Source organism: Fluoribacter dumoffii NY 23, from assembly GCF_000236165.1.
Classification (GTDB): Bacteria; Pseudomonadota; Gammaproteobacteria; order Legionellales; family Legionellaceae; genus Legionella; species Legionella dumoffii.
The window spans coordinates 315673-341456 of record NZ_CM001373.1 but is presented as its reverse complement, the minus strand read 5'-3'; the positions used below and the strand labels follow the sequence as shown (position 1 = coordinate 341456).

Below are 25784 nucleotides of genomic sequence, written 5' to 3'. Positions count from 1 at the left end.
AAAAGTAAAATACTGCAATACCGATAACACCTAGGCTTCAAAAAAATTTAAAATGGAATCATGGGCTGCCATCGTATCCTCATAGCCTAGTTTTATTAATTCGCAGGTGAATTTTTTTTCAAATAAAAGGAAACTGAGTAAATCGCCGGAATGACGTTTCGCACCTAGAAAATTTAACAAAATACGCAAAAGCATGGGCATGTTGTTATAATGGGATTGAGCGAGCGAGGCTATATCCACACTGGGCCGTAAATGCAGCGTCTGAATGGGGCGCCAGGGAGAATGCGCTTTTTTTTCTGTCGGGAGCATTTGCGCCATACTATTCATGTGGTTGACCAATTCCAGATCGCGCTCGAGATTATCCAAAAATAACCCGTTGACCATATTGCCTAAAACCCGGGTGAAATCTATCTCGTTTTCCTGAATTTTTTTCCCCAGACTTTTTGCATCGGGTAAACTGCGAGTCCCGATTATTAGAATTTTATCCATCTGACACCGAATAGCACCACGAAGAGGAGCCGCTAACCCTACATGCCCGTCTCCATAATGATAGCCATCTATTCTTGCAGGCGGAAAAAACAAGGGTAATGAAGTGGAGGCCAGAAAATATTCCATTCGCAGGTTCACCCGTTGGCTGCTATGTAACGGATCATTCCAATCTTCAAAATCCTCCGCATGGTGCTGATAAAACGAGATGGTTTGTTGGGTTTCATAACAGCTGCTTATCACTTCCATCATTTCCAGGTGCTTGTTCTTGATGGAGTGTTCCAAAACTTCAAAATTAATAATGTTATTAATAAATTTCTGTAAGGGTGACGTATCGAGAATATGTCCTAATAAACGTTGTTTTAGCAACATATTGCTCATGTTACGCATGGCTGACATGCCAAGCGCATAATTACTGGCCTTAAAGATATGATCGCAGGTAATATTACGCCATAATTCATCCAGCTTATTCGCCCCGGCAGTAAAATCCAGGGCATTTTCAGCCAATACACCGGCATTAATACTGCCCACACTGGCACCGGTAAGCATGTCAAACGGAATTTCCTTTGTCGCAAGGATTGTGCTGATCGCCTTGAGCACCCCAGCCTGATATGCTCCGCGGGCTCCACCACCAGCTAAGTAAAGCGCTATTTTGGTCATGTGATACTGTTTTGGGAAGGGAAGTAAAAAATATATCTTTGTTGTATGTTGCTGGCAAGTCAAAACATCGAGGTTAGCCTTCCTTATTACGTAAATCAGTACTAATTCCTGGCATTTACTCCTCCAAAATTTAAAATCGCAGGAGGCCTTGGTTTTTATGGGCCGTTACTCTATTGACAGAAGCATTGCTGAATTGTATAGTAATAATACAATTTTTTTTTGCGAAATTTTATGTCCCTTTCTACCGTAAACCAAAAGTTAAATAAAGAAGCAGGCTTTGCTCAGGCCTTTGCTTGCTTTTTTTATTTTAGCTTTTTTAGCCCGGAGCTGGGTGGTCGGTAGAATTAATTAACACTCCAACCCCCAGCTTAGTCTGGGGGGTTTTGGTGCCCGAAGTCCCAGACAAAAGCGTGGGCGTTGGATAAAACCAAAAAAGGAGTGTACGTCATCATGCACCATCAATCGCTAACTTGCTGTTCCCTGGATCTATCCAAATTACTTACTGCTTGCAGGAGGGGACAATGAGCTACTCCATTTTGAAAAAATTACCTCCTGTTGAAGAAATTATTCAAAAAATTCCTTTGTCTGCTTCGGCTTATCTGCAAATTGAGCGCGATCGCAAAGAGATCAAAGCCATTTTGGAAGGTCGTGACAATCGCCTCTTAATGATTGTCGGACCTTGCTCTGCCTGGCCCCAAAAAGCTGTTTTGGAATATGCCCGCCGTTTAGTGCAATTAAATGAGAAAGTGAAACATGAATTAAAACTGATCATGCGGGTGTACATTCAAAAACCAAGAACAACCAAAGGATGGACGGGTCCTGTAAATCAACCTGATTTATTTGCTGCCCCCGATATTGCCGCTGGAATAAAATACACCCGCGATATGATGGTTAAAGTCATCGAGATGGGTCTACCTATCGCTGATGAAGCTTTATTTACCCATAACGCCAAGGGCTTTCTTGAATTACTCTCCTGGGTAGCGATTGGTGCACGCAGTTCCGAAGACCAGGAACATCGAATTTTTGCTTCCTCTCTGGATTGTGCTGTGGGATTAAAAAATCCAACTCATGGTTCCCTGGCTGTTGGGGTAAACAGTATTGTGGCTTCCCAACATGATCACGTCGCGGTTTTCGATGGTTATGAAGTACAAACCCATGGCAATCCGCACGCGCATATGGTTTTGCGCGGATCAAATAACGCCCCTAATTACTCTATAGATCATCTTAAAGAAGTAAAACACCATATGGATATTCATCAGATCGCCAATCCTTCCATCATTGTAGATGTCAGCCATGATAACTGCCTGGTTGATGGCAAAAAAAATCATCAATTACAACCTGCCATTGCTTTAAAGGTTTTGGAAAGCCTTAAAAACCACCCCGATTTGAAAAAATTAGTTAAAGGATTCATGGTGGAAAGCTTTATCAAAGAAGGCAATCAAAAGGTGGATTCCATGAATCCAGCGGAACTGGATCTAGGTGGTTTATCCGTAACTGACCCCTGCCTCAGCTGGGAGCAAACAGAATCCTTTCTTTTGCGGTTAGCCCAAATGCGATCTTTGGAAAGAAACAAGGTGGAAATGGAGGCTATTTTATGACGACTTTATTTGGTATTTCTGGCGATGCAGGGTCATTTTCTGAGGAAGCAGCCTTGCTTTATGCACAACAAAATGGAATCGAACCAACCCTTGTTCACCTGCTGCATATGGAAGGAGTTCTGCATGCTCTTGAAGAGGAACGCATTGATTTGGGCATAGTGCCTGTTGTTAACCTTATCGGTGGACTGGTCAAACCTGCATTTCAGGCGATGGGAAAACATGCATTTACCTTTATTGATGAATTATGGCATGAAATCAATCAATGTTTGTTGGTACGCCCAGGGGTTCAACCCCATCAAATCTCCCATATTGTGTCGCATTCCCAGGGTTTAGCTCAATGCCGCCAATTTCTACAAACCCACTACCAGAACGCCGAACAAATAGAATGGATAGATACTGCCAAAGCAGCCAGGGATTTAGCGGCAGGAAATCTACCCTCCCATGCCGCAATCATTGCCCCGGCACGATGTGCACAATTGTATGGTTTGGAAATTAAAGCAGTAAAGATTCAAGACCGCCATCCGAACCGGACGGCATTTATTTTAGTAAAAAAATATCCAGATAACGCCAGTCTTCTCAAGTAAGGAGAATACCATGCCTACCCTCGAAGAATTGAGAAAACAAATTGAACAAACTGATGCCTGCCTAATTGAAATTTTGGCAAAGCGCCAGGAACTTTCGAAACAAATTGGGGCTTTAAAATCCAAAGAAGGAAAAAAAATAGTAGACAGGTCGCGGGAAAAACAATTGTTTGAATATTATGATCATTTATCCCGGCAGTTTCATCTGCAAGGTGATTTTATTAATCGCTTGTTCAAAATAATCATATCCAATTCCAAAAAGGTGCAAAAATAATGAAGCATTTAAAAAATAAAACCTTGCCTGGGGATTCTGCAACAGTTGCGATTAATTCATTAGTTCAGCAAAAAATGAATGAAGGGGTTAAAATTTATAATCTCAGTGCCGGTGAGCCAAAACTACCTCCCCATCCCTCAATTGTGGCTGCAGCCACCCGAGCGCTGGAGCAAGGACAAACCCTTTATCCCCCAGTAGCGGGGATTTCAGAATTACGCCATCGGGCAAGTACATGGATGAACACTACTTATGGGTGCTCATTGGCAAAAGAAAACTGCCTCGTTGTAAATGGGGGGAAGTTCGGAATTTATTTGCTGATGCAGTTATTAATCCAACCCCATGATGAAGTGATTATACCTGCCCCTTATTGGGTTTCCTATCCAGCGCTGACGCAATTGTTTGGCGGCCTCCCTGTTATTGTGGAGACTGAAAAAGCACAAGGATGGAAGCTGACACCCCAATCCCTCAAAAAGGCGTGTACTCCCCAAAGTAAAGTTCTTATCCTAAACAATGCCTCGAATCCCACCGGGGCCTTATATACTCAAGAGGAATTGCTTGCACTGCTGCACGTGGCACACGAACAGGATCTTCTCGTCATCGCAGATGAAGTATATAGTGCCCTCACTTATGATGGACAACCCTTTATATCGTGTGGCTCCTTTCTGCAATTTCGCGACCGGGTAATTATAATTCAAAGCTGTTCGAAAAACTTTTCAATGACCGGTTGGCGTATTGGCTTTGTTTTCGCACCCCCATCCATGATTTCCTCCCTTACTGTATTAATGAGTCAAAGCACCAGCGGCGTAAATACTATAAGTCAGTGGGCAGCCCTGGCTGCCTTGGACGAAAAAAACCATGTAAGTAGCTGGGTGCAACAATGCATGCAAAAAAGAAGAGATACTGTTATTGAGGCGATAGGAACATCTTTCGGTATCACAGTACAACCGCCGCTTTCTTCACTCTATGTTTTTCTTTCTTTACACAACCTGGGTTTTGAACAAAACAATTCAGAAGAGTTTTGTAAACAGGCTCTTGAAGAAGCTCATGTTGCTCTTGTACCCGGGGTGGCATTTGGTCAGGAGGGTTATGTACGTCTATCGTTTGGAGGTAATGAAGAGGATTTAAGAGCGGGGATCAAGGCACTAGCCCACTGGGTGCACACCCGCAAGAAATAAAGCCGCGTAGGGAATCCCTTTGATAGTGCATTAGGGGGCTTCGGTGAGGAGCCTCCTTTCTGCTCAATTCCCCTTAAGTGCATAAACTGCAATCACCCTGCACATTACCATTACAATAAAAAATAAAAAAGTGTATAATAATCCACCACAAAATAAAAGGGTAAGGGTTTATGGTCAAGATAATTGTAACTGAAGAGCAAAAGGAGAAAATTCTTCTGGATACTGATAACATCAGGTTAAGCAGAGCATCAGAATATTATCAGGAACTCTCCCATTACAATAAACTTGATGAAGCCTTAAAATTATTATCGGGATTTGCAGGAGATGCCTACTGGCAAGAAGTCATATTGTACAAGAACCTGTTGCGAAAACGGGAAGATGCTGAGGAACCCGAGTTCAGATTCCTCCTGCAACAATGCAATGATTTTACCTCCATTTATAAAAGCAATTCAGATCAGCTTGCAAATATGAACGGCCTCCGTTGTTATCGGGTAGGCGTTGATGCAGGTGCAGGATTTAAACAAGGGGATTTAGATGTTTTGGGGACGGAAGGGTTTATAAACTGTACCGGGGTTTTAATCGCTACAACAGATGAAAAGAACACCCCTTGTTATTATCTCGCCCACATATTCGGTGAACGAACCACCAGTTGCGCAGTAAATGAAGAATTAAATCGAATTCTTTATGATGTGCGAATGCTTACTAACAGAAATCTCTCCTGGTCCAACCTAAAAGGTCAAGTTACTTTAGTAGGCCCTGGAAGCAAATATGAAAATCCCAGCTTATGCTACAAACATGCATTTAAATTATTGTCTCAAAAAAAGGTGAAGCCTGTTCCCTTATTTGGGGATAGTGTGGCTTTTAATTTAACGGGTCATGGCGACTTAATCATCTTAGAGCCCGTGGGGCATTTAAATAAAGGCATTCAATCAAGGCTGCCAAGAGTTGGACATGGATACTACTCCCCTATAGATGACAACAGTCATTTAGAATCAATGATTACTATTGAAGCACAAATCCTGGGTGGATTTCTATCTGAAGAAACCTGTAAAGATGCGTCAGCCGTAAGCCATTTCTTCCTTTCTATGTAACCTGTGGTTTCTTACTCAAAGGACAGCTATTAACCGAAGAATAACTCCTTTGCTCATGGAGGTTACTCCCCGGAATGCAAAAAAATCGCTGCCTGGATACCACTTCGTTTGCCAAGATGTTATAAAGTATGATTTTTCCAACCAGGATTGTCTCTAAACATGGAATATCGGCCGGATATTGATGGCTTAAGGGCTGTAGCGATTCTTTTTGTTTTATTTTTTCATGCAGGCTTTAAATGTATTCCCTCGGGTTTTGTTGGCGTTGATGTATTTTTTGTTATTTCCGGATTTTTAATTACTCGCATCATTCATAGCTCATTACAAAAAGGCAGCTTTTCGTTTATCGATTTTTATAATCGCAGACTGTGGCGTTTGCAGCCAATATTCATAGGGTTAATCATTACTACCCTTCTTTTAACCCTGATTTTCTACTTACCTGAGGATTTGCTTCAATACTCCAAGAGCGCTCGCAAGACTTCGCTTTTTATATCCAATGTCTTTTTTGAAAACGCAACAAAAGGATATTTTGCACCCAATATAAACCAGTTGCCTTTATTACATACCTGGTCCTTATCCATAGAATGGCAATGCTATCTCATCTTACCTGTGGTGATATATCTTCTTCATCGTATGGTAGCCCCAAAAAATATCTCCCAAGTAATTTACTTGCTTACGGTTCTTTTTTTTGTTTTGGCTTTATGCTTATCCGTTAAAGAGCCCACAAAAACATACTTCCAGTTATCAAGCCGCATTTTTGAGTTTTTAATGGGTTCTTGTATCGTATTTAGTGCCAATCGTTTTGCATTCAATAAAATTTTTCTTGATTTGCTCAATGCAGTTGCCCTCTTATGCCTTTTCTATATAGCAACCCATAATCAGGTAAATGCAGGTTTTCCTAATGGGTATGCTTTTGTTTTATGTTTGGCAACAGCGACACTGATAGCTTCAGGCAGCCTTGCTCAAAAGCCAATTATCATTCGTTTGCTTTCTATAAAGCCCCTGGTTTTTATAGGATTACTTTCCTATTCACTCTATGTCTGGCATTGGCCGGTATTTGTTTTTATACGTTATATGGGCATTGAGGAAACCCCTACAGTTTTACTGCTGGCTTTAACTCTTGTTTTTATCATTGCCTATTTTTCCTGGCGTTTTATTGAAAAGCCGGCTCGCAAATTACATAAACTCTCTCTGGGATATACCCTCACCTTTTTATTTATAGTACCTGTCCTTCTCCTGCATCTGAGTGATTATGAGCTTAGAAAACATGAGGGATTCCCCGAGCGTTTTAAAGAAATGGGCCTTATTAACGCCCAATTAAAAAATTATGCGTACCCGCAGAGGGTGCAGTGTCTTCAGGAAAAAAACATTGAAGTAAATAACCAGTGTATGCTGGGCGCCACCAACGCAGACAGTAAAAAAGGATTCCTCTTTGGGGATTCGCATGCAAATCATTTATGGGGATTTATGGATAATCTTGCCCGAGCAGCCAATATTTCCATTCTTGCTCATTCCACTGTGTCCTGTCTTTCTTTACCAGGAGTGCAGCAATATGATTGGAATAAAGAGGTTTATGCGGCATGCCATGAACAGGTAAAACGTTATTACGCTATGATCCAGGCGAATCACTATGATTTTGTAATCCTCGGTCAAAATTGGGACGGATATCTAAACAATCGCTTAATCCCCAGCGAACCGGTCGAATTAGTGAAAAAACGTATTGAAAAAGGTTTGGATAAGGCTTTGCAAATTATTATTGCCTCAGGTTCCAAACCGGTTTTAATCAAAAGCATTGCCGTGCATGATACGTACAATTGTTTTTTACATCACATCAAACATAGAAAAAAATATGAACCCCAACAATGTGATTTTAATATGGGTGCAAGTTGGCAAGATGATCTGTTTTCACGAATGCAAAATAAATACGCTCAATTAATAATTATTGATCCCAGAAAGGTGCAATGTCCCCAAGGAAAATGCATTGCTGAAATTAAGGGGATACCTGTATTTCGCGATTCAGGACATATAAATGATTATGCATCATTCCACTTGGCTAGCCGCTATTTGCACGATTATAAAAATCCCTTGATCTAGGGGCAACACTTATTTGCGCGCAACTTTGAATGAAAAAACCCGATTCTAAGACAATTTTTAGAGAAATGAAGTGCTAAGTATCTGTGATTGAAGTGGCACGGCATTGAAGTGACCTAAGACAAACCCTATAATTCACTGAATTTAAAAAAGACAGGACAGAATATGAAAATAGATGTCACCGCGGAAAAAGTTGAATCCCTAACCAACGAGGACTATTCCAAAGCAATGAATTTTATCGGACAAAATTTATTGTCTGCCCTGGTGCAGTCTTTGGAAAAATTACCCCCTCCCCTAAGGGATAGTAATGTGATCTCCCAAGCTCTTTCTGCTTTTTTGTCAAATATTATTTACAAACAATTTCCAGACAGTCCCGAAGCCTGTCAAAAAATGCTGGAAGCCATAAGCAAGCTTGTGAGTAAACAACTTGATAAAATGTCGCAACCCGCAAAATAAAATAAATTTAACTCTCTAACCCGTATTAGCGCAGCCTGGTACGGGCGCAAATAAAGCCGTATGGCCATACAAGTATGACTGAGATTATCCCTGTACTCTTTTTTTAAATACCTTTCCCTTGAAGCACGATTTTAATGATAAAGCACGGTTGCCTGGCTTTTTTCATCGATTTCTTGGGTGATTTTTCTCTTTTTTGCTATGCTGTTTAGAGTAGTAATTTCTTTTTTGATGGATTAGATATGATTATTGCTTCTGTTTCTGACTATCGTGAAGCCGCACGAAAGAAATTACCCCGTTTTTTATTTGATTATATTGATGGCGGTGCTTTTGACGAACACACACTCAAAGCAAATACTGCCGATCTGGCCAAAATAACATTACGTCAACGTATTTTAAGAACGGCAGGCCCCCTGCATCTGGAAACCGAACTTTTGGGGCAAAAAATGGCAATGCCTATTATTTTAAGCCCCGTGGGCCTTACCGGAATGTATGCCAGAAGGGGTGAAATACAAGTTGCCAAAGCCGCCGAAAAAAAAGAAATACCTTTTGCATTATCTACAGTTTCAGTTTGTTCCCTGGAAGAGGTGTCTGCTTCCTGTCCTCATCGAGCCTGGTTCCAATTGTATGTACTCAAAGACCGTGGTTTTATGCAAGCGATGCTGGAGCGTGCCAAAGCATGTGGTGTAACGCACCTGGTGTTTACTGTAGACATGTCCACGCCGAGTGCGCGCTATCGGGATGCGCATTCAGGGATGTCAGGACCATTTTCCCGCGGACGCCGTTTTTTTCAAGCCATGTTAAAACCCTCCTGGGCCTATCAGGTTGGCATTATGGGGCGGCCGCACGAGTTGGGAAATATTTCTGCCTATTTGAAAAAACCTATAGGGCTAAATCATTATATTGGATGGTTGAATAACAATTTTGATCCAGCAATTACCTGGAAAGACCTGGAGTGGATACGTCATGCCTGGAATGGACGATTACTTATTAAAGGAATACTCGATCCAGAAGATGCAAAAGATGCCCAAAGCTTTGGTGCTGATGGGGTTATCGTTTCCAATCACGGAGGACGGCAACTTGATGGCGTCTTATCCACGGCTAAAGCTCTGCCGAGAATTGTGGATAAAATCAGTTCTGATCTCACTATTCTTGTGGACTCAGGAGTTCGTTCCGGGCTTGATGTCGTTCGCATGCTTGCCCTAGGTGCCAAAGCGGTGCTCCTGGGCCGGGCTACTGCATATGCATTAGCAGCCAGAGGACAGGCAGGCGTAGAACATATGATTGATCTTATCCAAAATGAAATGAGAATTGCCATGACCTTGATGGGTGTGACTTCCTCTACCGAAATTAATCGCACTCATATTTACACCTTGCCCTCAAACGAAAATTAGTGAGGCAGTAAATTTTATACCGCCTACCTTATAGGGGTAGAGAAATTTCATAAGCCCCCTAATCCAATGGGAGTAAGGAACGTTTCTTATTAGTAAGCAGGGATTAAACTTAACACTTTAGCCGGGATAAAATTATGGAAGATGACCTGGAATTTACGACGAAAAATTCTTCAGTCAAGACAGTACCAGTCAATGAATTGAAAACAAGTCCCAATCCCAAGGGCGTATATGGTTTTTTTTCAATTCATCATGAAAAAAGTGTTGCCCCACTCTATCCCCAAAGATTATCTATTGCCCACGTCGCCCAGGGGGCACTAAGTGGTGATTGTTATCTTCTGTCGGTAATAAATGCGATCCTTGCTTTGCCCAAAGGAGAGCACTATTTTCGTAAGATAATGATTGATAAGAACAATAAAATTTATGTGCGTTTTTTTAAGGATGATGAACCACAGTGGCTCGTTATGGAAAAATCCCTGCCTAAATACTGGGGGATTTTAAGTTCCGGAAAAATCTGGGTGCGTTTCCTTGAAAAGGCCTATATTACTTTTATGGGCGGCAATTATAATAAAATTCTAAACAGTGGCGATTCGCGCAAAGTATTAAAAGCACTCCTGGGTGGATTTAGTGAACCCATTCCACTTCCGAAACAAGCAAATTGCCCACTTGCTCAATTGCATAAAAAAATAATTTATGGCTGTAATGGTAAAGATATTTACTCCTTAATTTTTCTCTTGCGTCCCTATGATAAGTTAGCAAGTGTTACGAATATGGTGGAATCTATTTTTGCAGGTGAGCAAACCTTACTGGAGGGGTGGTGGAACTGGGTACGTTTGCATCAACACCAATTGGCACATCTGCTTGAGGAACATGTCTTTCTCACAAAAGAAACATTTATTCACTTTATTCAGCAACTGGCAGATACCAGCATTGATCCCCCCCTTAGAGCAATTGGGGCCGTCTTCCAGTGGCTGCAACAGTATAAGATATTACCTGGGGAGAACGAGTACAGTTATGATGAAATGAATCTTTTCCTTTCCTTAAAAAAGGCTCAGGAAGAACAAAAGCCAATTGTTTGCAGTTCCAGAGAAGATCCTCCAGAAGGAATTACAATGTGGCATACCTATGCATTACTCGATGTGAAGGAAAGCCATTTATCCTATCGAAAATTTATTACCCTGCGAAACCCTCATCATGAAAACCGTAATTGGTTATCCCATTATTTATTTTATGGGGGCCGCTATTCAATGGAACGCGAGGTGAATGGAAAGGTCGAATTAGTCATATTACCGGTAAAAGAATCCACCTTTACAATGGAGCTTAGAGATTTTGCCCAGGCGTTTGCATACATCGATTGCGGCCGCTCTTTAGTGGATAATAAACTCTTGCAACAGGAAAATAACCCTGCCTTATTTGAATATGGTTAAACCCCGGTCCTGGATTACATCCATTTCTTTTTTTTAAAAAGAAAAATAAGGAATAAAGCGCAGAAAAATATTAAACCAAGCGCACCAAAATATCCGTATTTCCAGTGTAACTCGGGCATCCATTCAAAATTCATCCCATAGATTCCTGTGATTAAAGTAAGCGGCAGAAAAATCGATGCAAATGCCGTGAGGATCGCCATTGTTTTGCTCATTTTTTGCATCAATTCATTATCAATTTGTCCCAACAAGCTGTTTAACAATTCACGGATTGAATCTGCATCATTGATAATCAGATGACTGTGATTCGATAAATTCGATAAAGAAGAACGGCACTTTTCTGAGACCACAGAGATATTTCGTGTAGTGATGCGCATTAGAACTTCCCTTATGGCCATCATGTACCGTTTAATCTGCAAGGTTTGGTGCTTTACTTCTGCAACCTCTTTATAGATATTTTCATTTGTGGTTTGCAATAGATCTTCCAACTGCTCTGCTATTTCTTCATAGAGAAAAATTATCCGGGCATAGTCATTAATTATCCCTTCAAGAAATAAAAACAATATAAAACATGAGGTCTTGGCATAATGAATTGATTTTGCGCAACTATTAAAAAACTCAAATAAGACAGGTAATGATGTTGTCGATGCAGTAAAACAATAATTCGCAGTGAGATGAAGAATAAGGTTGTCTAAAGTAATTTCCTTATCCTCATTTAATTCAAGTGAAGCCAAACATTTGATTTGCAAGCTAAGCGCATTATCATTATCAATGAGATTGGTTAAGTTATTTTCTTCGCATAATTTCATTACCTCTTCAGGCAATTTGAGGATTTTCACTATTTGTGCATAAGCCTCTGATTGCTTCAGATTGCTGTGGACCCAGTATACTTTATTTTTGTTTTGGGTATCGATACTTAGTTCCTCAAGTGCGATTTGTTTCACATGGTGACGAGTTAAATCAAATTCAATTGCTATTGTATCAAAAGTATTCATTTTGATTGCATCCATGAGGTATCTCTTTTTAATTATGACTTGTTTTGCCTGATAATCAATTTCACCTATACCCCCGAAATAGGAGCTCTTGGGCTGTTTAAAATTGTGCTCATAACGAGAATTACTTAATGTTCCCTTAAGAATTCGACTATAAAATGGGGCATTTTAAAAACTATTCATACAGGAAAAAAGGCAATAAACGCCTGCAATTTAATCTGTGTGAGCGGAGGACTGATACAACTTAGGTAATCTGAATCAATGAGCTCGATTTTGTTGAAATAGATTTTTTAAGTTTATCAGTGATGTAACAAAGCCCGTCCGTAACCAACAGGGCAATATTATTTCATTCTTTTGTCTGAAACCTCGACTTAAATCTTTCTCTTACCCAAACATCGACCGCAAATTTAACGATTCCCTGGGACTAAATATTAATTCGCAATTTACTTAGGTATTTTTTCATATAAAAACGAATTAACTTTATAAGGTTCAAAATGACAATACGCTATTTATCTTTTGATTTTGATGGATGTTTATTTAATAAAGCTTATGTTCAATTACCCCATGATAATTTTTCCAAACATAAAACAGATGCCGTTCTTGTTAATAATAAGGCTTTCCTTGAGAAATTGAAAAAGCAAAATTCCAAATTTTCAGCAGTTTATGGTTTTATTGGGTCTACCCGGCAAGATTATAATACCGATTTGCTCAATTGTGGTTTTTCAGAGCGCTTTAAAGGTTCTTGTTGCTCTGCAATGGAGATTATCTGTGATTATCTGGGCATAACCTTAGATCCATTCATGCTTGCGGATGCTGAAGGGCAACTGCAAAGCGGAACTTCGTTTCAGCGAATAATGGATGAGATAAAAAACAACTCATGGATGGATATGAAAAAAAATATTCATCAACACGCGGCATGTGCAACAATGGATGAATATAAAAGAACCATTCTTTTTGCACAAATGCAAAAAGCCGCGGCAGATCATCCAGGAGAAGAAATAATATTTGATTTTTTTGATGATCGTCGGGATATAGTGACCACCCTGAAAAACTATTTTACTCAGTATCGGCACATGATTCCCAAAAATGTGAAATTACGTTTGCACAGTTATGCCGGAGAAGAAGACGTACTAAGAGCATCCATTTCAGGAACAGGAAAACCTCTCTCTAATTATGAATTCTGCCTCCGTACAATGCACCAAAATGTTCATTTCATGGATGCAGTTGCAGAGGCACTTAAAGAATTTGCCATTCCTCCTGAAGAAAAAATAAAGTCCCTTATGGAGGAGGTTTTTGAAAATGGCCTCTTTATCGAAAGCGCTGAGGAAACAAGCAATTTCTTTGCTAAACATCCTGACGCACCTTTTGTAGCACACCCCAGCAGGCTTAAGGTCGATGATCTCCTTCTTTTCTCTATTTCCTATCAAACAGATAAAGGCATCGTTTCCTCACGATATGGCTTGGATATTAAGGGCAAATTATATTTAGTGGAGCCGGATGCTCGATTCGAGATAGAAATGAATCCCAGAGGATTAATTGCCACACTGGCTTTACATGTGGAAACCGCAAAATTTATTGTAAAATACGAGGAAAACTGGCAGGCTGCTCCTCTATCCCCCCAGCCAGAACCCAGAAAAATTTCCAAAGGCGAGGCGCTTTATCAGGAACTCACCGAAAGCCCTTATTTTGTAGCAGATACAACACAAGCTAAAACCGCTTTGTTAGAGAATCCTGATTTCCCCTTTGTAATACGTCCAAGTAATACCTGCAAAAAAGAAATGTTCACCTTTGTTGTCGTCTATGAAACCACCAAAGGGATTATATCTGCGCGTTTTGGGCTTAATAAACAAGGGGAATTGTTCACTCTCGATGATGATGAAGCATATAAGTTGACTCATGTTACGGATAATTTAATATCTTTTTTAAGGGAAAAGACGCAAGCTTTGAAAGAGATTATCGAGAAAGCAAAACATCTTGAGGAGGTCACCTTTACCCCGATTCAGCATCCTGCAGCAACACAAGAAAATGCGGTCAAGACAACTGGAGTTTCTGTCTCCGATAAAGGATTTTTTTCAAACAAAACCACAATACAGCCTATGGAAGAACGTACTTCTGGTTATGGCAGACAACCTTAATTACCAAGTGCAAGCATAAGTCCAACTTATGCTTGCACCTGTTTTACAATGCAGTTCCACACTGATTTATCATTATTTTTTACAAAATACTCTTGAACCTTTGTTAGAGATAAGTTAATTATCAAGATGAGCCCCAAATATCCAAAAAAGTTCATTGATATACAAAAAGGATTTTAGATATGAAGACAAAGATACCCACCCCCTCAAAATCACACAATATAAATCCTAAAAACAGCAGAGCGTTACCACTTCAATTGGTACAAGATGCGCAGGCCGATAGAACTTACTATTTAAAAAGTACAGCCTCAGAAATCAGCAATTTTTTTTCACTGCGCGTCAAGGAACTTTATAACACTTTAGCATGGACATTTTCCCTGGATTCTATGGATTGGAGTACGTTTAACAAATACATTTGGCCTACCATTTCTTCTGGGGCAGCTTTGGTTTTAGGCAATTACCTGACCCCGCTGCTTAGTGAATACCTAATGGGAAGTCCAGAATATGATTTTGTAATTAAATTCATTTTTGGCGGGGCTGTATTAGGATATTGTGCCTTGAACCGCATTACGGACAACAAGCTGGAATCAGGACCTGCCCTATCGGTTGCTGTCGCCAGTGAGGTAATGGCAATTATCTATATGTACAGCTCGATTTTTAAGGGGACTACCTTTTTTCTTGACGGCCAGCTTGCTGATGAATATTCACTCATTGCAGGACTGGGAACCAGTGCCTTGGTTGTGCCCAGTGGAATTTCTTATCTCACCCAAAAAATTCAAGAAACCCTGTTGCGTTTTCAACACAATCGAGGAGCACAACGTGCGGATACTGCGGTAATTTCCAGCGGCCTGACCCCGTTATCCAACCTGTATTTTCAAATCAATCACTTTATCGCCAGCGAGCTTATGGTAAGTTCCCGTGCGTTCCAATTGGGGCTAATTGCTCATAATATTCGTTATGCTGATCGAATCGTGCAAAAATTTCGCAATTTACCTGCGTTACTTGCAGACTTGACCCCTTCCACTATAAAAAAAATGCGAATTCAGCAAGAAAAACTGAATCACGATTATGAATACAACCATCAGCTACATCAAGTTTTGCGCTTTACCCCCAAGGGTCCAACTTTCGTTAGCGTTCCTCGCTACCAACTCCGTACCGGAGATTTGGTTCTTTGTGATCAGAGCATCAACTTAGAATGCGTCCCCATTGCAGGAGAGCTGGTTGCGCTAGAACGTAATTTAAAAGGTGAATGGACATCCCTCCTGGAGCGGAAAAAATTCAGTGTGAATCTCAAAGCCCAAAATGGGGAAGATGTATGGATAGAACATCATACCAAACCTGATTTGACTTCCAATTACAAAAAAGTGGACTTATATGCAGTGAGAGATGGCAAACAGGCGGGAGTTTTAGTAGGGGATAAACTAAACCTCTATGGCCATGACAATATTTTCATTCAGATAAAACCTGAAAAAGAAATTCTGATTAGCAGCAATTATGAGAAAAAATCTTACATTGATGAGATCATCGCCAAACGCAAACAAAGAAATGTTTTATATTCTATTTTAGGTTCCATCATTATGGCGGCTTTTCTGCAGAGGGACATTACCTTAATGCCCGCAGAAACCCTGAGGCTCATGTTCACCCTGTTTCAAACGATGATTCCTTTTTCCGAGGCATTTTTACGGGAAACGGTGAATAGCCGCTTGATGAAAAAGTTGAATAGCAATTTAGGGGATCATCCCTTTGAAACCATCGATGCCCTGCGGTTGGTGGATTTATGTAACGCATTGGGGGGGTATTATCACGATAAATTTCCCAAAGGGGTTGCCATTATTTCTGATAAAACCGGCACTCTGACCACTACCCGCATGAATGTATTAGGATTGTGGACTGCCGGGATGTCCCCGGAGGTTCAGAAGCTAATTAAAGATAAAGAAGAAAACATCCTTCTGCCTGCAGAAATGGAATGGATGAAAGCCTTTGAAATTTTTTGTTATGCATTCACTCACAGCAAAAAAGAATTAGAACCTGAAGAATTCGCCATTTTGGAATTATTCAAATCCTTATTAAGTGATTCTCGATGCCTGGAGGTAACCACTTACGGAAACAACCACTTTAAAAAAGTGATTGCTGGCAAAAAAGAAGTGGAAACCTTTCATCTGGGTTTGTACCGGACTTTTGGCGGGCGTTTTACCCTGGTCCAGGAGGGTGACCAATATGCTCTTGTCTTTTGTGGCGTACCCAAAGCCGACGCCTTTAGCGACACTTCGTTACTGCATGGCTATACCCGGATGCAAAGTCGTACTGAAGTTTTATCTCGGGATTGGTGTATTGCACATTGCCAAATCAACCCATCTGCATTTATGGCTTTAAAAGAGTTATTTGATAAAGAGGATAAAAATGGCATCGAGAACTTTTTTTTAAAAAACTCGCACTTGCTTAAACGCCTGGAGTATTACGGAACTTTTATAATTGATAATCCCGTCAAAAAAGGTGCAGAGAAATTCATCTCCCAATGCCGAGAAATATCTGTCCCTGTATTTGTCGCAACAGGAGATACTACAAAAGCCGCAATAAATATCGCTAAAGTATTATGTCCGCTTAATGCAAAAAAAATCATCACCATCCGCGCAGAACATACAGAACTCAGTGGATTGCAACTCCTCAGCGAAGAAAGTTGCCCCCCTGAAGCTACAGTAATATTCGCAGGGGTTAACCCATCAATTTTGGCGCATTTTCAAAAGCTGATGGACAGGGATAAAGCCAATCGTCCGGTAATCATTTTTGCAGAGATGAGTACTGAAGGAAAAGGGATCCTCGCCCAGTATCTTAAGGAGCAACACTATTTTGTGGTAGCAAACGGTGATGGCACCAACGATGTCATGATGATGAAAAATTCCCATGCTGTCATCGCTCATCATGCAGAGGATGGGACATTTGCGCCAGGAGTAGGCAATTTATCAAATCTTAGTGAGGAACAGCTGAGAAGATTATTTGGTTCCGAGAAAACGTTTTATGAACTTTTTGATATCCATCTTCCCAAGAGCTTGTTTGTACAACAACTTGCAGATTTGGCTAATTCCCAGGAAAAACCGACCATGGCGCTGGCACTAAAAAGTGGGAAACTGACCTTTGATTTAGCTAAAGCAGTAGGTGCACAAGTTACGGAAATGAATCAGCAGCATTGGTATAGCGTTGCTTTTGATCTGTTATGGTTGTGGATTGCTTTTTATGAAATTAATGAAAGCACTGATCTTCCTATGGATAACCGCAATATCAATGCATCAACACTGATTTCCAAGACCATGGGGATTGCTCTGATTATTGCATTTTTCCAATCCTTGGCTAACTATGTCCTTTTCAATGAGTCAACAAATTTAAGCAGCATGCTTATTATGTTAACCCTGTTGCCTTTTGTCCTGAGGAGTGTTTTTTCAGGATTCAGGATGGTTCAGGAGCGTTTGTATCCTGAGCCTGAAATTGTTGAAGTTGAAGCAAGTCCAGAACCCTCTTCCAATCCCCCCAATTCCTCCATCCTGAGTTATGTGGGGGCCTTTTTTTCACGCAAGCCCTTACAACAGTTGGAGAACATCGCCAATCACCCGAAGCTACAATAGCCAAGACGAGGCATAAGGCACTGCGGAAAAGTCCTGTTCGTGCAGTTGAAAAAGCAACATAGGGCTTTTCTCAATTATTCTTTAATAAAAGCAGGGCTGAAAAAAGCAACAACAGCCCTCCGATGGCAATTAAACCTGCACTGGAGATAAGGGATAATAAATTTGAGCCAAAGCCCGTGACCATCCAGGCAAAGGCCATCACTGCACCGGATATCCCCATTACCCATCCTTGTGATTGCGCATCAACAGCATTGGAGAATAAAGTTAATAAACAGGCAAAAGCCATAATGTCAAAAGTTGCAATGACTACTGCCAAAGGCCATTGCAATAAAGAATTGGAAATAACATAGACGAGTAATTGGCCCAACCCGGTCAAAATCAGGGTAACTAAAGCAATATGCTGTACTTTAAATCGATTCACACATAAAGGCATTCCTATGAGAATACCCATGGCAAAACCCAAACCAATCATACCTTGTACCGCCCCCAGCTGCCAGTTCGTGTATTGATAAACAGCCTTCATATGGACGATGATGAATTGAAAATAAAGACTGAACCCCATCTGCATTAAAAGAAAAACCAATGCCAGAATACGAACTGATCGATGCTCAAATGCTTCTATGAATATTTGTACCGGTCGGAAAAAAGAAATTTTTTTATGTGATAAAGCAACAACAGTATCTTGATAAGCAAGCTCTATCCAAATCCAGGCAGTAAATGCAAGGAATGCCGCCATCAAAAACGGGGTGGTAAAAGTAAACCAGGGCAGCAATTGCTGATCCGACATCACTCCGCCCAGCAAGGGCCCAAGAACAGAACCAAAACTAAAACTCATAGAGATAAGGCTCATATTTAAAGCCTTTGTTTCGGGTGTACTCAAATCGGCAATAGAGGCTTGAGCTATAGGTTGGCTACCGGCCATTAACCCTGAAAGAGCGCGGCCAATAAGCAATAAACTCAAACACGAAAAGGCAACTCCCATCCCCATGAGAAGGAAGCTGATGGTTATTCCTAACATGCACAACAGTAATACTTTTTTTCTCCCCCACACATCAGATAAATCCCCCATGAACGAGGTGCCAAAAAACATACATAAAGGATAAAGCATATAGCTTAGCCCTAAATAAAAATGCTTTACTGCCACACTGGCATCAGCGCTTAATACAGGACTATGGTCTGCTGTGAATATAGCGGTCATTACTGGATAGACAAGCCCAAATCCCAAAGCGTCGATAACGACGGCAAAAAAGCAAGGAGCGGTTTTTCGGAACATAAAGAACCCCGGAGTATCCCTGTAATCCCCAATATACTTTTATTCTATAAGGGTTGTCCATTCACCATTTTCTGCTTTATCTTCATAGCCACATTGTGAGGGTGTTTACAAAGATAACTTTTTGGCGTCAATGAGCCTTAATGCAGCATCAACAATTTCTGCATCGTATTGAATGCCTCTTCCCCGCTTAAGCTCCTCTACGGCAGCATCAATCCCCAATGAGGGTCTGTAAGGTCTATGAGAAGACATCGCTTCCAATACATCGGCTACAGCAATGACCCGGGCCTCGGGTAAAATCTCCGCCCCTTTCAGTCCTCGAGGATAGCCACTGCCATCCAAACGCTCATGATGTTGCAAGATGACTTCTGCAACGGGTTCTTTGAGGGGAACATCCTTTAAAATGTCATATCCAGCTTGTGGATGTCTTTTCATCAGTTCCATTTCAAGATCAGTCAAACGGGTAGGTTTGGAGAGAATTTCGGCGGGGATCGAAATTTTACCTATGTCATGGACTAATCCCATAAGTTCAAGGGATGCACAACGCTTCGCTGGCCAACCCAGCTCTTGTGCAATTGCCTTTGCAATTAACCCTACCCGCCGTTCATGGCCGGCAGTATAGGGATCACGAAGTTCAACCATTGTGGACACCGCGAGAAAAGTCCCCTTTATCGCCGCTTCCAATTGGGTTACATATAGATCTATCTGCTCTCTGGCATGTTGAATCTCAGTCACATCTTCAACGATAGTTAAAAATTCAAAATTGCTCTGCCAGGAAATAACCGTAGTATCTACTCTTAAAACTATGGGAGTGCCGTCACTTCTTTTTAATGGCAAGTAATAAGTAATACACCTTGATCTAATTTCTCCCAATGCTCAAGAACCAATTTACGGGTCGATTCATCTTCTAATAAATCCAGCAGTCCAATCGATAACAAATCCTCTCGTTTGCGGCCAACAAGCTCACAAAAACGAGGGTTTACATACAAAAACCGTTTTTTATTGCGTATATACACCCCAACTTGTGCTTGATCAATAAATGCCTGGAAATGCTTCTCGCTTTCCTTAAAACGGGTTTCCGCTTCTGTTGCTTTTTGTTCGGAATGAAACCGCGTTAGGGCACTTTGCAATAAAACAGCTACCGAGTCTAAAAGAGCTACTTCCTCAGGTAAAAAAACAGGCTCTTTTGGAGGAGAAAGACGATAAAATACATTTATCCTGATTACTGCCTCGCCATTAAATGTAAATTCCTTTTCCAATTGGTAGGGCAATTTTTGTGCTTGAGGGTCTGAACAAAATTCCCCCCAATTACTTTCAATTTTTGCAACAACGTATTCCGGGAATTGAAAAGCAGAAGGTAATTCGTAAACTGTTCGGGTAAATAACTCCTCAATACTCATGTCTCTAAGGGCAATTAGATTGGAAATAGTGTAAAGGCATTCTATTTCTTTAATCCGTTCACCCAAATCGTAGGTTAGCTTTTTACGTTCAACCTCAAGTGCCTTACGGACCGTAATATTTCTTACCATCTGCACCCAGGATTGAGGGAACAAATCCGAATCTATCGGGGATAAGCTGCATTCTACCCATTCCTCTTTGTCGTTTTTAATTTCCACGATAAATTTATTTCTGGCAACAGAGAGCTGCGAGCATACCGGGCACTGCTCCTTGGATACATTCTTATTATGGAAAAGTGTATGGGAAGAGAGACCTACCAACTCTTCAGGTTTACTATGAATAAATTTTCCTGCGGCAGTATTTGCCTGGCTTATCGTTCCTTCAGATTGCACAATAAACGTTGGGTCAGGAATATTATCATAGGTTGTTGCTGCGCGTGTGAGAATGGCAAAAGGGCGACGTAAGGTTTGTACTACCAAAGCAATATAGATAAACCAGAAGGAAAATATTTTGAGTATATGCCCGATTATATTTTGAAAACCAAATAAACTTCTGTAGTCGGAAAATGCCAAATCAGAAAATATCATGGAAATCATGCTCAAGCTCATATACAACATCAACTCTTTTGATACCATTACTTTTTCATACCAAAGCAGTATGAGCGCCATGATCAAGATAAGAATTATTCCCCATTCACAATAGAGTTTGAACCAGGTTACTCCATAATTCTCAATATACGTCTGCGGAAAATGACCCGTAAAAATGGCAATAAAAAGGGTCAGGGTTATTAAAAAAAAACCCACATTCACCACCCAAATTCGCAGGGAATGCCTAAAAAAATAAATAGCAAACAAAAAAGACAAGGCCTGCAAAATACGTGCTGAAATCCAAAGCTGGGTACTCAGGTTTCCTCCACCCTGAGGTAATAAATTCATTCCTTTATAGGCTAACAAATGAGCTATATCAATACAGGAACACCAGCCTATAGCTAAAGAAATAAAAACCACATACTGATTTTGGGTGAATTTCATCGATGTTGCGACTACTGTCATTGCAGTTAAACCGATAAATACGGTGCTTAACTCTGTCAACGTATGAAAAACAAGAAAATTAGTTTTCAGCTCAATTACAATGCAAAGTAGAGACAATACGGTGGGGGGTATTAAAACTCGCCAAAGAGGTGATTGTTCCTGGACATAAGTAGAATAGGGTGCCCTATCGATACTCATAAATATTTCTCCCCTATTATGTCCCTTGTCCCATGCATTCAATCTTAAAAATGATATGAATCAAGTCGATAAAAAATATATCCTTTTAATTATAGTAGAATTAGGCAATTCAGTTTTCAAACACTGACGGGTTGATATTTAATCATCCTGAGCAAAACCAACACTCCTTCATCTTCCCTTAATTATTTATTGTTAAAATAGATCCAATTTTAAAGCAAATGAGGTTTTTTCATGCAAAAGAAATACGACTCCAACACAATAGGAACATCAGCAAAGCCCAAAAAAAGTGTTTCCTGGAATGATAACAAGCAAGAAGGAAAAATAGATAGCGAATTTCTTGATATCGGGGAAGGCGCTTCTCCTACCAAACAAATCCTGGAACAAGAAATTACAGATTTACAAAAAATGGGGTATTCAGAAATTGAAGCCACCTCCATGGTTGGCAAAGCACAAACACCTCGTGGTGAAGTGATAATTACAAAGCCAATATTTTATGATTCGAGAGAGAAAATTGCGGAACGCAAATTTTCACAGGCTCAAGTTCCTGATGCTAAAAATCCCGATCCGGGTTCTACGCGCATAAATCAATTCAGCTTTTTCTCTGCCGCGAGCATTGGTATGGGTGTTGCTTTGGCTGTGGCTGCTACTGTGGGGTTTGCTGCATTCAAAAATTAAAAATTGGATGACTTTAACGGCCTGGAGAACAATCCAGGCTATTTTTATGTAAATTCGTTATTCGTTAATTAGTTGAAGTATCCTTTTTGGAGATCCCTTTCAAAATCATCTGGCCAATTACTTCGATATAACCCATATTGTTTTTTTATGAAATTCTTTTCGATTGTTATCCATACCTGCGTACTGACTATCTGATTGGGATCATAGCTTGAGCCATTCTTTATCGTGATCTTAAATTCATGGGCAGAATATCCATTCCTGAGTAAAATGTTTTGAAAATCTCCTATTATGACATCCTCTCCGTTATGCATTTTTTATTCCTTCAAAAAGTGCTACTTGAGATAAGTATAGTCCTTTCAATTCAGTACCTGTAAATTCCTATACCGAACCTTTAGGAACCGGAGCTGGAGTTAAGCCTCTAAACCCTCGTGCACTACGCCAACCTCCCGGGCTTGTGAGTATTTTTTAAATAATTCGATCAAATATTTTGCCGAGGGCCCTAATTCCTGAGATTGATGGTGCACCAGGTAGATCGGATAGGTTCTTATATTATTTTCTTCCATACACAAAGGAAGAAGAGGTAAATTTCGACCTTCCACCATATGTTGTGGAAGCCAGGCAAAACCTATCCCATGTGCAGCACACTGAACTTTCATTTCCAGGGAGCTTACTTTCCAATGGAATTCAGACCCCAACCACCCTTCATTCCATTTTTTAATGGATCCGGAATCCTGGGCAATGAGATAACGCTCATCGTAGAGATCCTCAAGAGTACATTTTTTTTGGTGTAAGGAACTGTCTTTATGAGCATAAGGTAGAAAATGAACATCCATTAACTTATTAGCCGTATAACCCTCCGGAATTTTTGAAATCACTGCAAGCTCTGCCTCGCCCTGAATTAATTGATCACTAGGACCTGATAACAAGCCTTGATTAATTATCAGCCTGGTGTATTTATTCTCTTGGCCAAATTGATACAACACCGCCAATAATACCGACAATGGAAAAATTTCATCAATGGCAAGCCGCAATGAATTTTCATAAATGGATTTTAAATTGAGCGCGGCAATTTCTACATTTTTGGCCGCTCGGGTAATTTGCCGCGACAGCTTAAGGATCTCCACCGCGTGTGGGGTTAATACTGCTCTTCGTCCCTCAGTCTGCAATAATTGGATCCCTAACTGCTCCTGAAGTCTTGCGACAGTATAGCTGATATTGGATTGACTTTTGTGCAGTTTTAATGCGGCCTTAGCAAAACTTCCTTCATCAACAACTGTTTGCAATACCCGCCATTGTTCTAAAGTGACCTTCGCCATTATCTCACCCCAATTCATCTAAAAAATAGATATATTTGACCAAAATTATGCGCTTTTTTTTTATAATCCGCTATTTATAATCAAAAAGTTACATTAAAAAGGAGCGATAATGAACAAAGTAACGATGGCTTTAATGAGCGGGTGGTTCATGATTCATTCCCTATATGGGAATGCCGGATCGATGCAAGAGGCAAATAAACAAATTGTGACTCAATTTTATCAAAAGGCATTAAATGAAAAAAATTTTGATGCCGCGCAAAGTTACCTGGGAGCCTGGTATATTCAACATAACCCGCAAGCTCAGGATGGGATTGAAGGTTTGAAAAATTACATTGACTATCTCAAAAATACTTACCCACAATCACACAGTGAAATCAAACGAATCCTTGCCGAGGGCGATTATGTGATGGTGCATGTGCATTCAGTTTTGGAACCCGGAACTCAAGGCCGAGCTATAATTGACATTTTTCGCTTGGAAAACAATAAAATTTACGAGCACTGGGATGTAATTCAAGCTCTTCCTATAGAATCAGCAAATAGCAATGGCATGTTTTAGAGCACCTTTTGCAGGGTATCTCCTCCCCCGAAAGGAGGAGATTTTCCGATGAATTACTTCTTTATTAAGTAGAGGTCGAATAAAAATTTAAAAACTCAAAAGTCAAGACTGGTTTTTATTTTTTTCTTTGTTAAGATATGCAAGAAATTTTTAAATTGTTCTTCCCATATCCTGTGGATAACTTTCACAATCCAATCGTGTAACAAAAAATCAAAACTTCCATTTTTTTTATAGTTCCTTGTTTTATAAGGATCTTATCAGTTAATTCTCAGTTTAAATGAAGTTGTTTATCCACAAAATCTGTGGATAAACCTGTGTACATGATATCAAACCTCCTGTGGCTACAACCTTTTTTTACCCCTGCCAAAGAACTTTCCAAAGTGTCGATCATCACCATTTAAATGACCTCTGGGGTTATTTTTTGAGTACCTGCGAAATACAAGAATTTGACCATTTGCAAAATCATTATGTACACTTAATACGTGGTATTATTTTGGATTTTTCATATGTCAAAACCATTTATTTCCCAAATAAATCCTCCTGTCACACTTGTTGAAGCCGCTTTCTGGTTTATTTTCCATGGCGACGATCTTCTATTGCAGCACCACGCCATACCTCAGGCTTTTAATCTCAGTGAATTCAATCTTGCGGTTGAACGCCAAATTTTTTTGGGAACCTATGGGAATACCCCCTGTTTTGCCGTCCAGATTAAAAACAAACCCCAAACATTGGCAAACCATCTTTCTTTCCAACCCATTCGCCAGGCACATGAAATTCTAGGGGATGAAGATTTGTTTCTGCTTGTTACGCGGGCAAAGCAGCTTTTGCATTGGGACCGAAGCAACCGGTTTTGCGGATATTGTGGCGAGCAAACGCAATACAGTGCCAAAGAGCGGGCCAAAGTATGTCCCAATTGTAATTCATTAATATTTCCACAAATTTCCCCCGTTATGTTGGCACTTATCTGGCGGGATGATGAAATTTTGCTTGCGCGCTCACCTCACTTTATGCCAGGGATATACAGCCTACTTGCAGGTTTTGTAGAGCCTGGGGAAATGCTGGAACAAACAGTTGTACGTGAAGTCATGGAAGAAGTGGGGCTAACCATAAAAAATTTACATTATTTTTCTTCCCAGCCCTGGCCTTTTCAGAGCAATTTAATGTTAGGATTTATCGCCGAATATGCCGCGGGCGAGATCCAGATTGATGCAACCGAAATCGAGGATGCCCAATGGTTCCCCCTAAACAAACTGCCTCAATTACCCAAACCCGTCAGTCTTTCGCGTCAAATGATTGATAAATATTTGGCCATGCGTTCGCGATAATACTATCTGGGCTCCTCAATCATTTTTTCAATAAAGTGTCCACAAAACACCCA

At 40.4% G+C, this 25784-nt stretch carries 20 protein-coding genes; 14 read left to right on the top strand and 6 right to left on the bottom strand.

The window, feature by feature from the left end:
* Positions 1–30: 30 nt before the first annotated feature.
* Entirely contained in the window at positions 31–1146 is a 1116-nt protein-coding gene (locus KYQ_RS01540) for a patatin-like phospholipase family protein (RefSeq protein ID WP_010652598.1), read from the bottom strand.
* Positions 1147–1667: 521 nt separating this feature from the next.
* Between KYQ_RS01540 and KYQ_RS01535 the strand changes: the two genes are divergently transcribed.
* From KYQ_RS01535 to KYQ_RS01495, 9 genes are all read left to right on the top strand, one after another.
* Positions 1668–2744, top strand: a complete 1077-nt coding sequence (locus KYQ_RS01535) for a 3-deoxy-7-phosphoheptulonate synthase (protein WP_019349489.1) — start codon at positions 1668–1670, stop codon at positions 2742–2744.
* Positions 2741–3328, top strand: coding sequence for a prephenate dehydratase (locus KYQ_RS01530; protein WP_010652595.1), 588 nt, complete (start codon positions 2741–2743; stop codon positions 3326–3328). The genes KYQ_RS01535 and KYQ_RS01530 overlap by 4 nt, the downstream gene beginning before the upstream one ends.
* A gap of 10 nt (positions 3329–3338) precedes the next feature.
* A complete protein-coding gene (locus tag KYQ_RS01525) occupies positions 3339–3599 on the top strand; it encodes a chorismate mutase (protein WP_010652594.1) in 261 nt (86 codons plus the stop codon).
* A complete protein-coding gene (locus tag KYQ_RS01520) occupies positions 3599–4774 on the top strand; it encodes a pyridoxal phosphate-dependent aminotransferase (protein WP_010652593.1) in 1176 nt (391 codons plus the stop codon). The genes KYQ_RS01525 and KYQ_RS01520 overlap by 1 nt, the downstream gene beginning before the upstream one ends.
* A gap of 170 nt (positions 4775–4944) precedes the next feature.
* Entirely contained in the window at positions 4945–5865 is a 921-nt protein-coding gene (locus KYQ_RS01515) for a hypothetical protein (RefSeq protein WP_010652592.1), read from the top strand.
* A 159-nt stretch (positions 5866–6024) separates the two neighbouring features.
* A complete protein-coding gene (locus KYQ_RS01510; protein ID WP_010652591.1) occupies positions 6025–7956 on the top strand; it encodes an acyltransferase family protein in 1932 nt (643 codons plus the stop codon).
* A 162-nt stretch (positions 7957–8118) separates the two neighbouring features.
* On the top strand, positions 8119–8409 hold the full coding sequence (locus tag KYQ_RS01505) for a hypothetical protein (protein ID WP_010652590.1): 291 nt from the start codon (positions 8119–8121) through the stop codon (positions 8407–8409).
* A 239-nt stretch (positions 8410–8648) separates the two neighbouring features.
* Positions 8649–9800 carry an FMN-dependent L-lactate dehydrogenase LldD gene (gene lldD, locus KYQ_RS01500; protein ID WP_010652589.1) on the top strand — a complete coding sequence of 384 codons (1152 nt, stop codon included), beginning with the start codon at positions 8649–8651 and terminating at the stop codon, positions 9798–9800.
* A 134-nt stretch (positions 9801–9934) separates the two neighbouring features.
* Complete coding sequence (locus KYQ_RS01495) at positions 9935–11224, top strand: C2 family cysteine protease (RefSeq protein WP_019349488.1); 1290 nt, start codon at positions 9935–9937, stop codon at positions 11222–11224.
* 14 nt (positions 11225–11238) lie between these two features.
* Here the strand turns inward: KYQ_RS01495 and KYQ_RS01490 are convergent, their stop codons facing one another.
* Complete coding sequence (locus KYQ_RS01490; RefSeq protein WP_019349487.1) at positions 11239–12231, bottom strand: magnesium transporter CorA family protein; 993 nt, start codon at positions 12229–12231, stop codon at positions 11239–11241.
* 476 nt (positions 12232–12707) lie between these two features.
* On the opposite strand from KYQ_RS01490, the gene KYQ_RS01485 reads away from it, so the two are divergent.
* On the top strand, positions 12708–14348 hold the full coding sequence (locus KYQ_RS01485; RefSeq protein ID WP_010652586.1) for a hypothetical protein: 1641 nt from the start codon (positions 12708–12710) through the stop codon (positions 14346–14348).
* A gap of 179 nt (positions 14349–14527) precedes the next feature.
* On the top strand, positions 14528–17962 hold the full coding sequence (locus KYQ_RS01480) for an HAD family hydrolase (RefSeq protein ID WP_019349486.1): 3435 nt from the start codon (positions 14528–14530) through the stop codon (positions 17960–17962).
* A 70-nt stretch (positions 17963–18032) separates the two neighbouring features.
* Here KYQ_RS01480 and KYQ_RS01475 read toward each other — a convergent pair whose 3' ends face one another.
* From KYQ_RS01475 to KYQ_RS18110, 3 genes are all read right to left on the bottom strand, one after another.
* The gene (locus KYQ_RS01475; RefSeq protein WP_010652584.1) at positions 18033–19235 is read right to left on the bottom strand and encodes an MFS transporter; all 1203 of its coding nucleotides are present in this window, start codon (positions 19233–19235) and stop codon (positions 18033–18035) included.
* A 105-nt stretch (positions 19236–19340) separates the two neighbouring features.
* On the bottom strand, positions 19341–20069 hold the full coding sequence (locus KYQ_RS18115; RefSeq protein WP_019349485.1) for an HD-GYP domain-containing protein: 729 nt from the start codon (positions 20067–20069) through the stop codon (positions 19341–19343).
* Positions 20060–21859 (bottom strand): MASE3 domain-containing protein, encoded by a 1800-nt coding sequence (locus KYQ_RS18110; protein WP_019349484.1) that lies wholly within the window; start codon positions 21857–21859, stop codon positions 20060–20062. The genes KYQ_RS18115 and KYQ_RS18110 overlap by 10 nt, the downstream gene beginning before the upstream one ends.
* Before the next feature lie 231 nt (positions 21860–22090).
* Between KYQ_RS18110 and KYQ_RS01465 the strand changes: the two genes are divergently transcribed.
* Positions 22091–22534, top strand: a complete 444-nt coding sequence (locus tag KYQ_RS01465) for a hypothetical protein (protein ID WP_010652582.1) — start codon at positions 22091–22093, stop codon at positions 22532–22534.
* 410 nt (positions 22535–22944) lie between these two features.
* Here KYQ_RS01465 and KYQ_RS01455 read toward each other — a convergent pair whose 3' ends face one another.
* Positions 22945–23850: a LysR family transcriptional regulator gene (locus tag KYQ_RS01455; protein ID WP_019349483.1), complete on the bottom strand. Its 906-nt coding sequence runs from the start codon at positions 23848–23850 to the stop codon at positions 22945–22947.
* A 109-nt stretch (positions 23851–23959) separates the two neighbouring features.
* Here KYQ_RS01455 and KYQ_RS01450 point away from each other — a divergent pair, with 109 nt between their 5' ends.
* A complete protein-coding gene (locus KYQ_RS01450) occupies positions 23960–24406 on the top strand; it encodes a nuclear transport factor 2 family protein (protein WP_010652579.1) in 447 nt (148 codons plus the stop codon).
* Positions 24407–24912: 506 nt separating this feature from the next.
* The gene (gene nudC / locus KYQ_RS01445) at positions 24913–25731 is read left to right on the top strand and encodes an NAD(+) diphosphatase (protein WP_010652578.1); all 819 of its coding nucleotides are present in this window, start codon (positions 24913–24915) and stop codon (positions 25729–25731) included.
* The last annotated feature ends 53 nt before the right edge of the window (positions 25732–25784 follow it).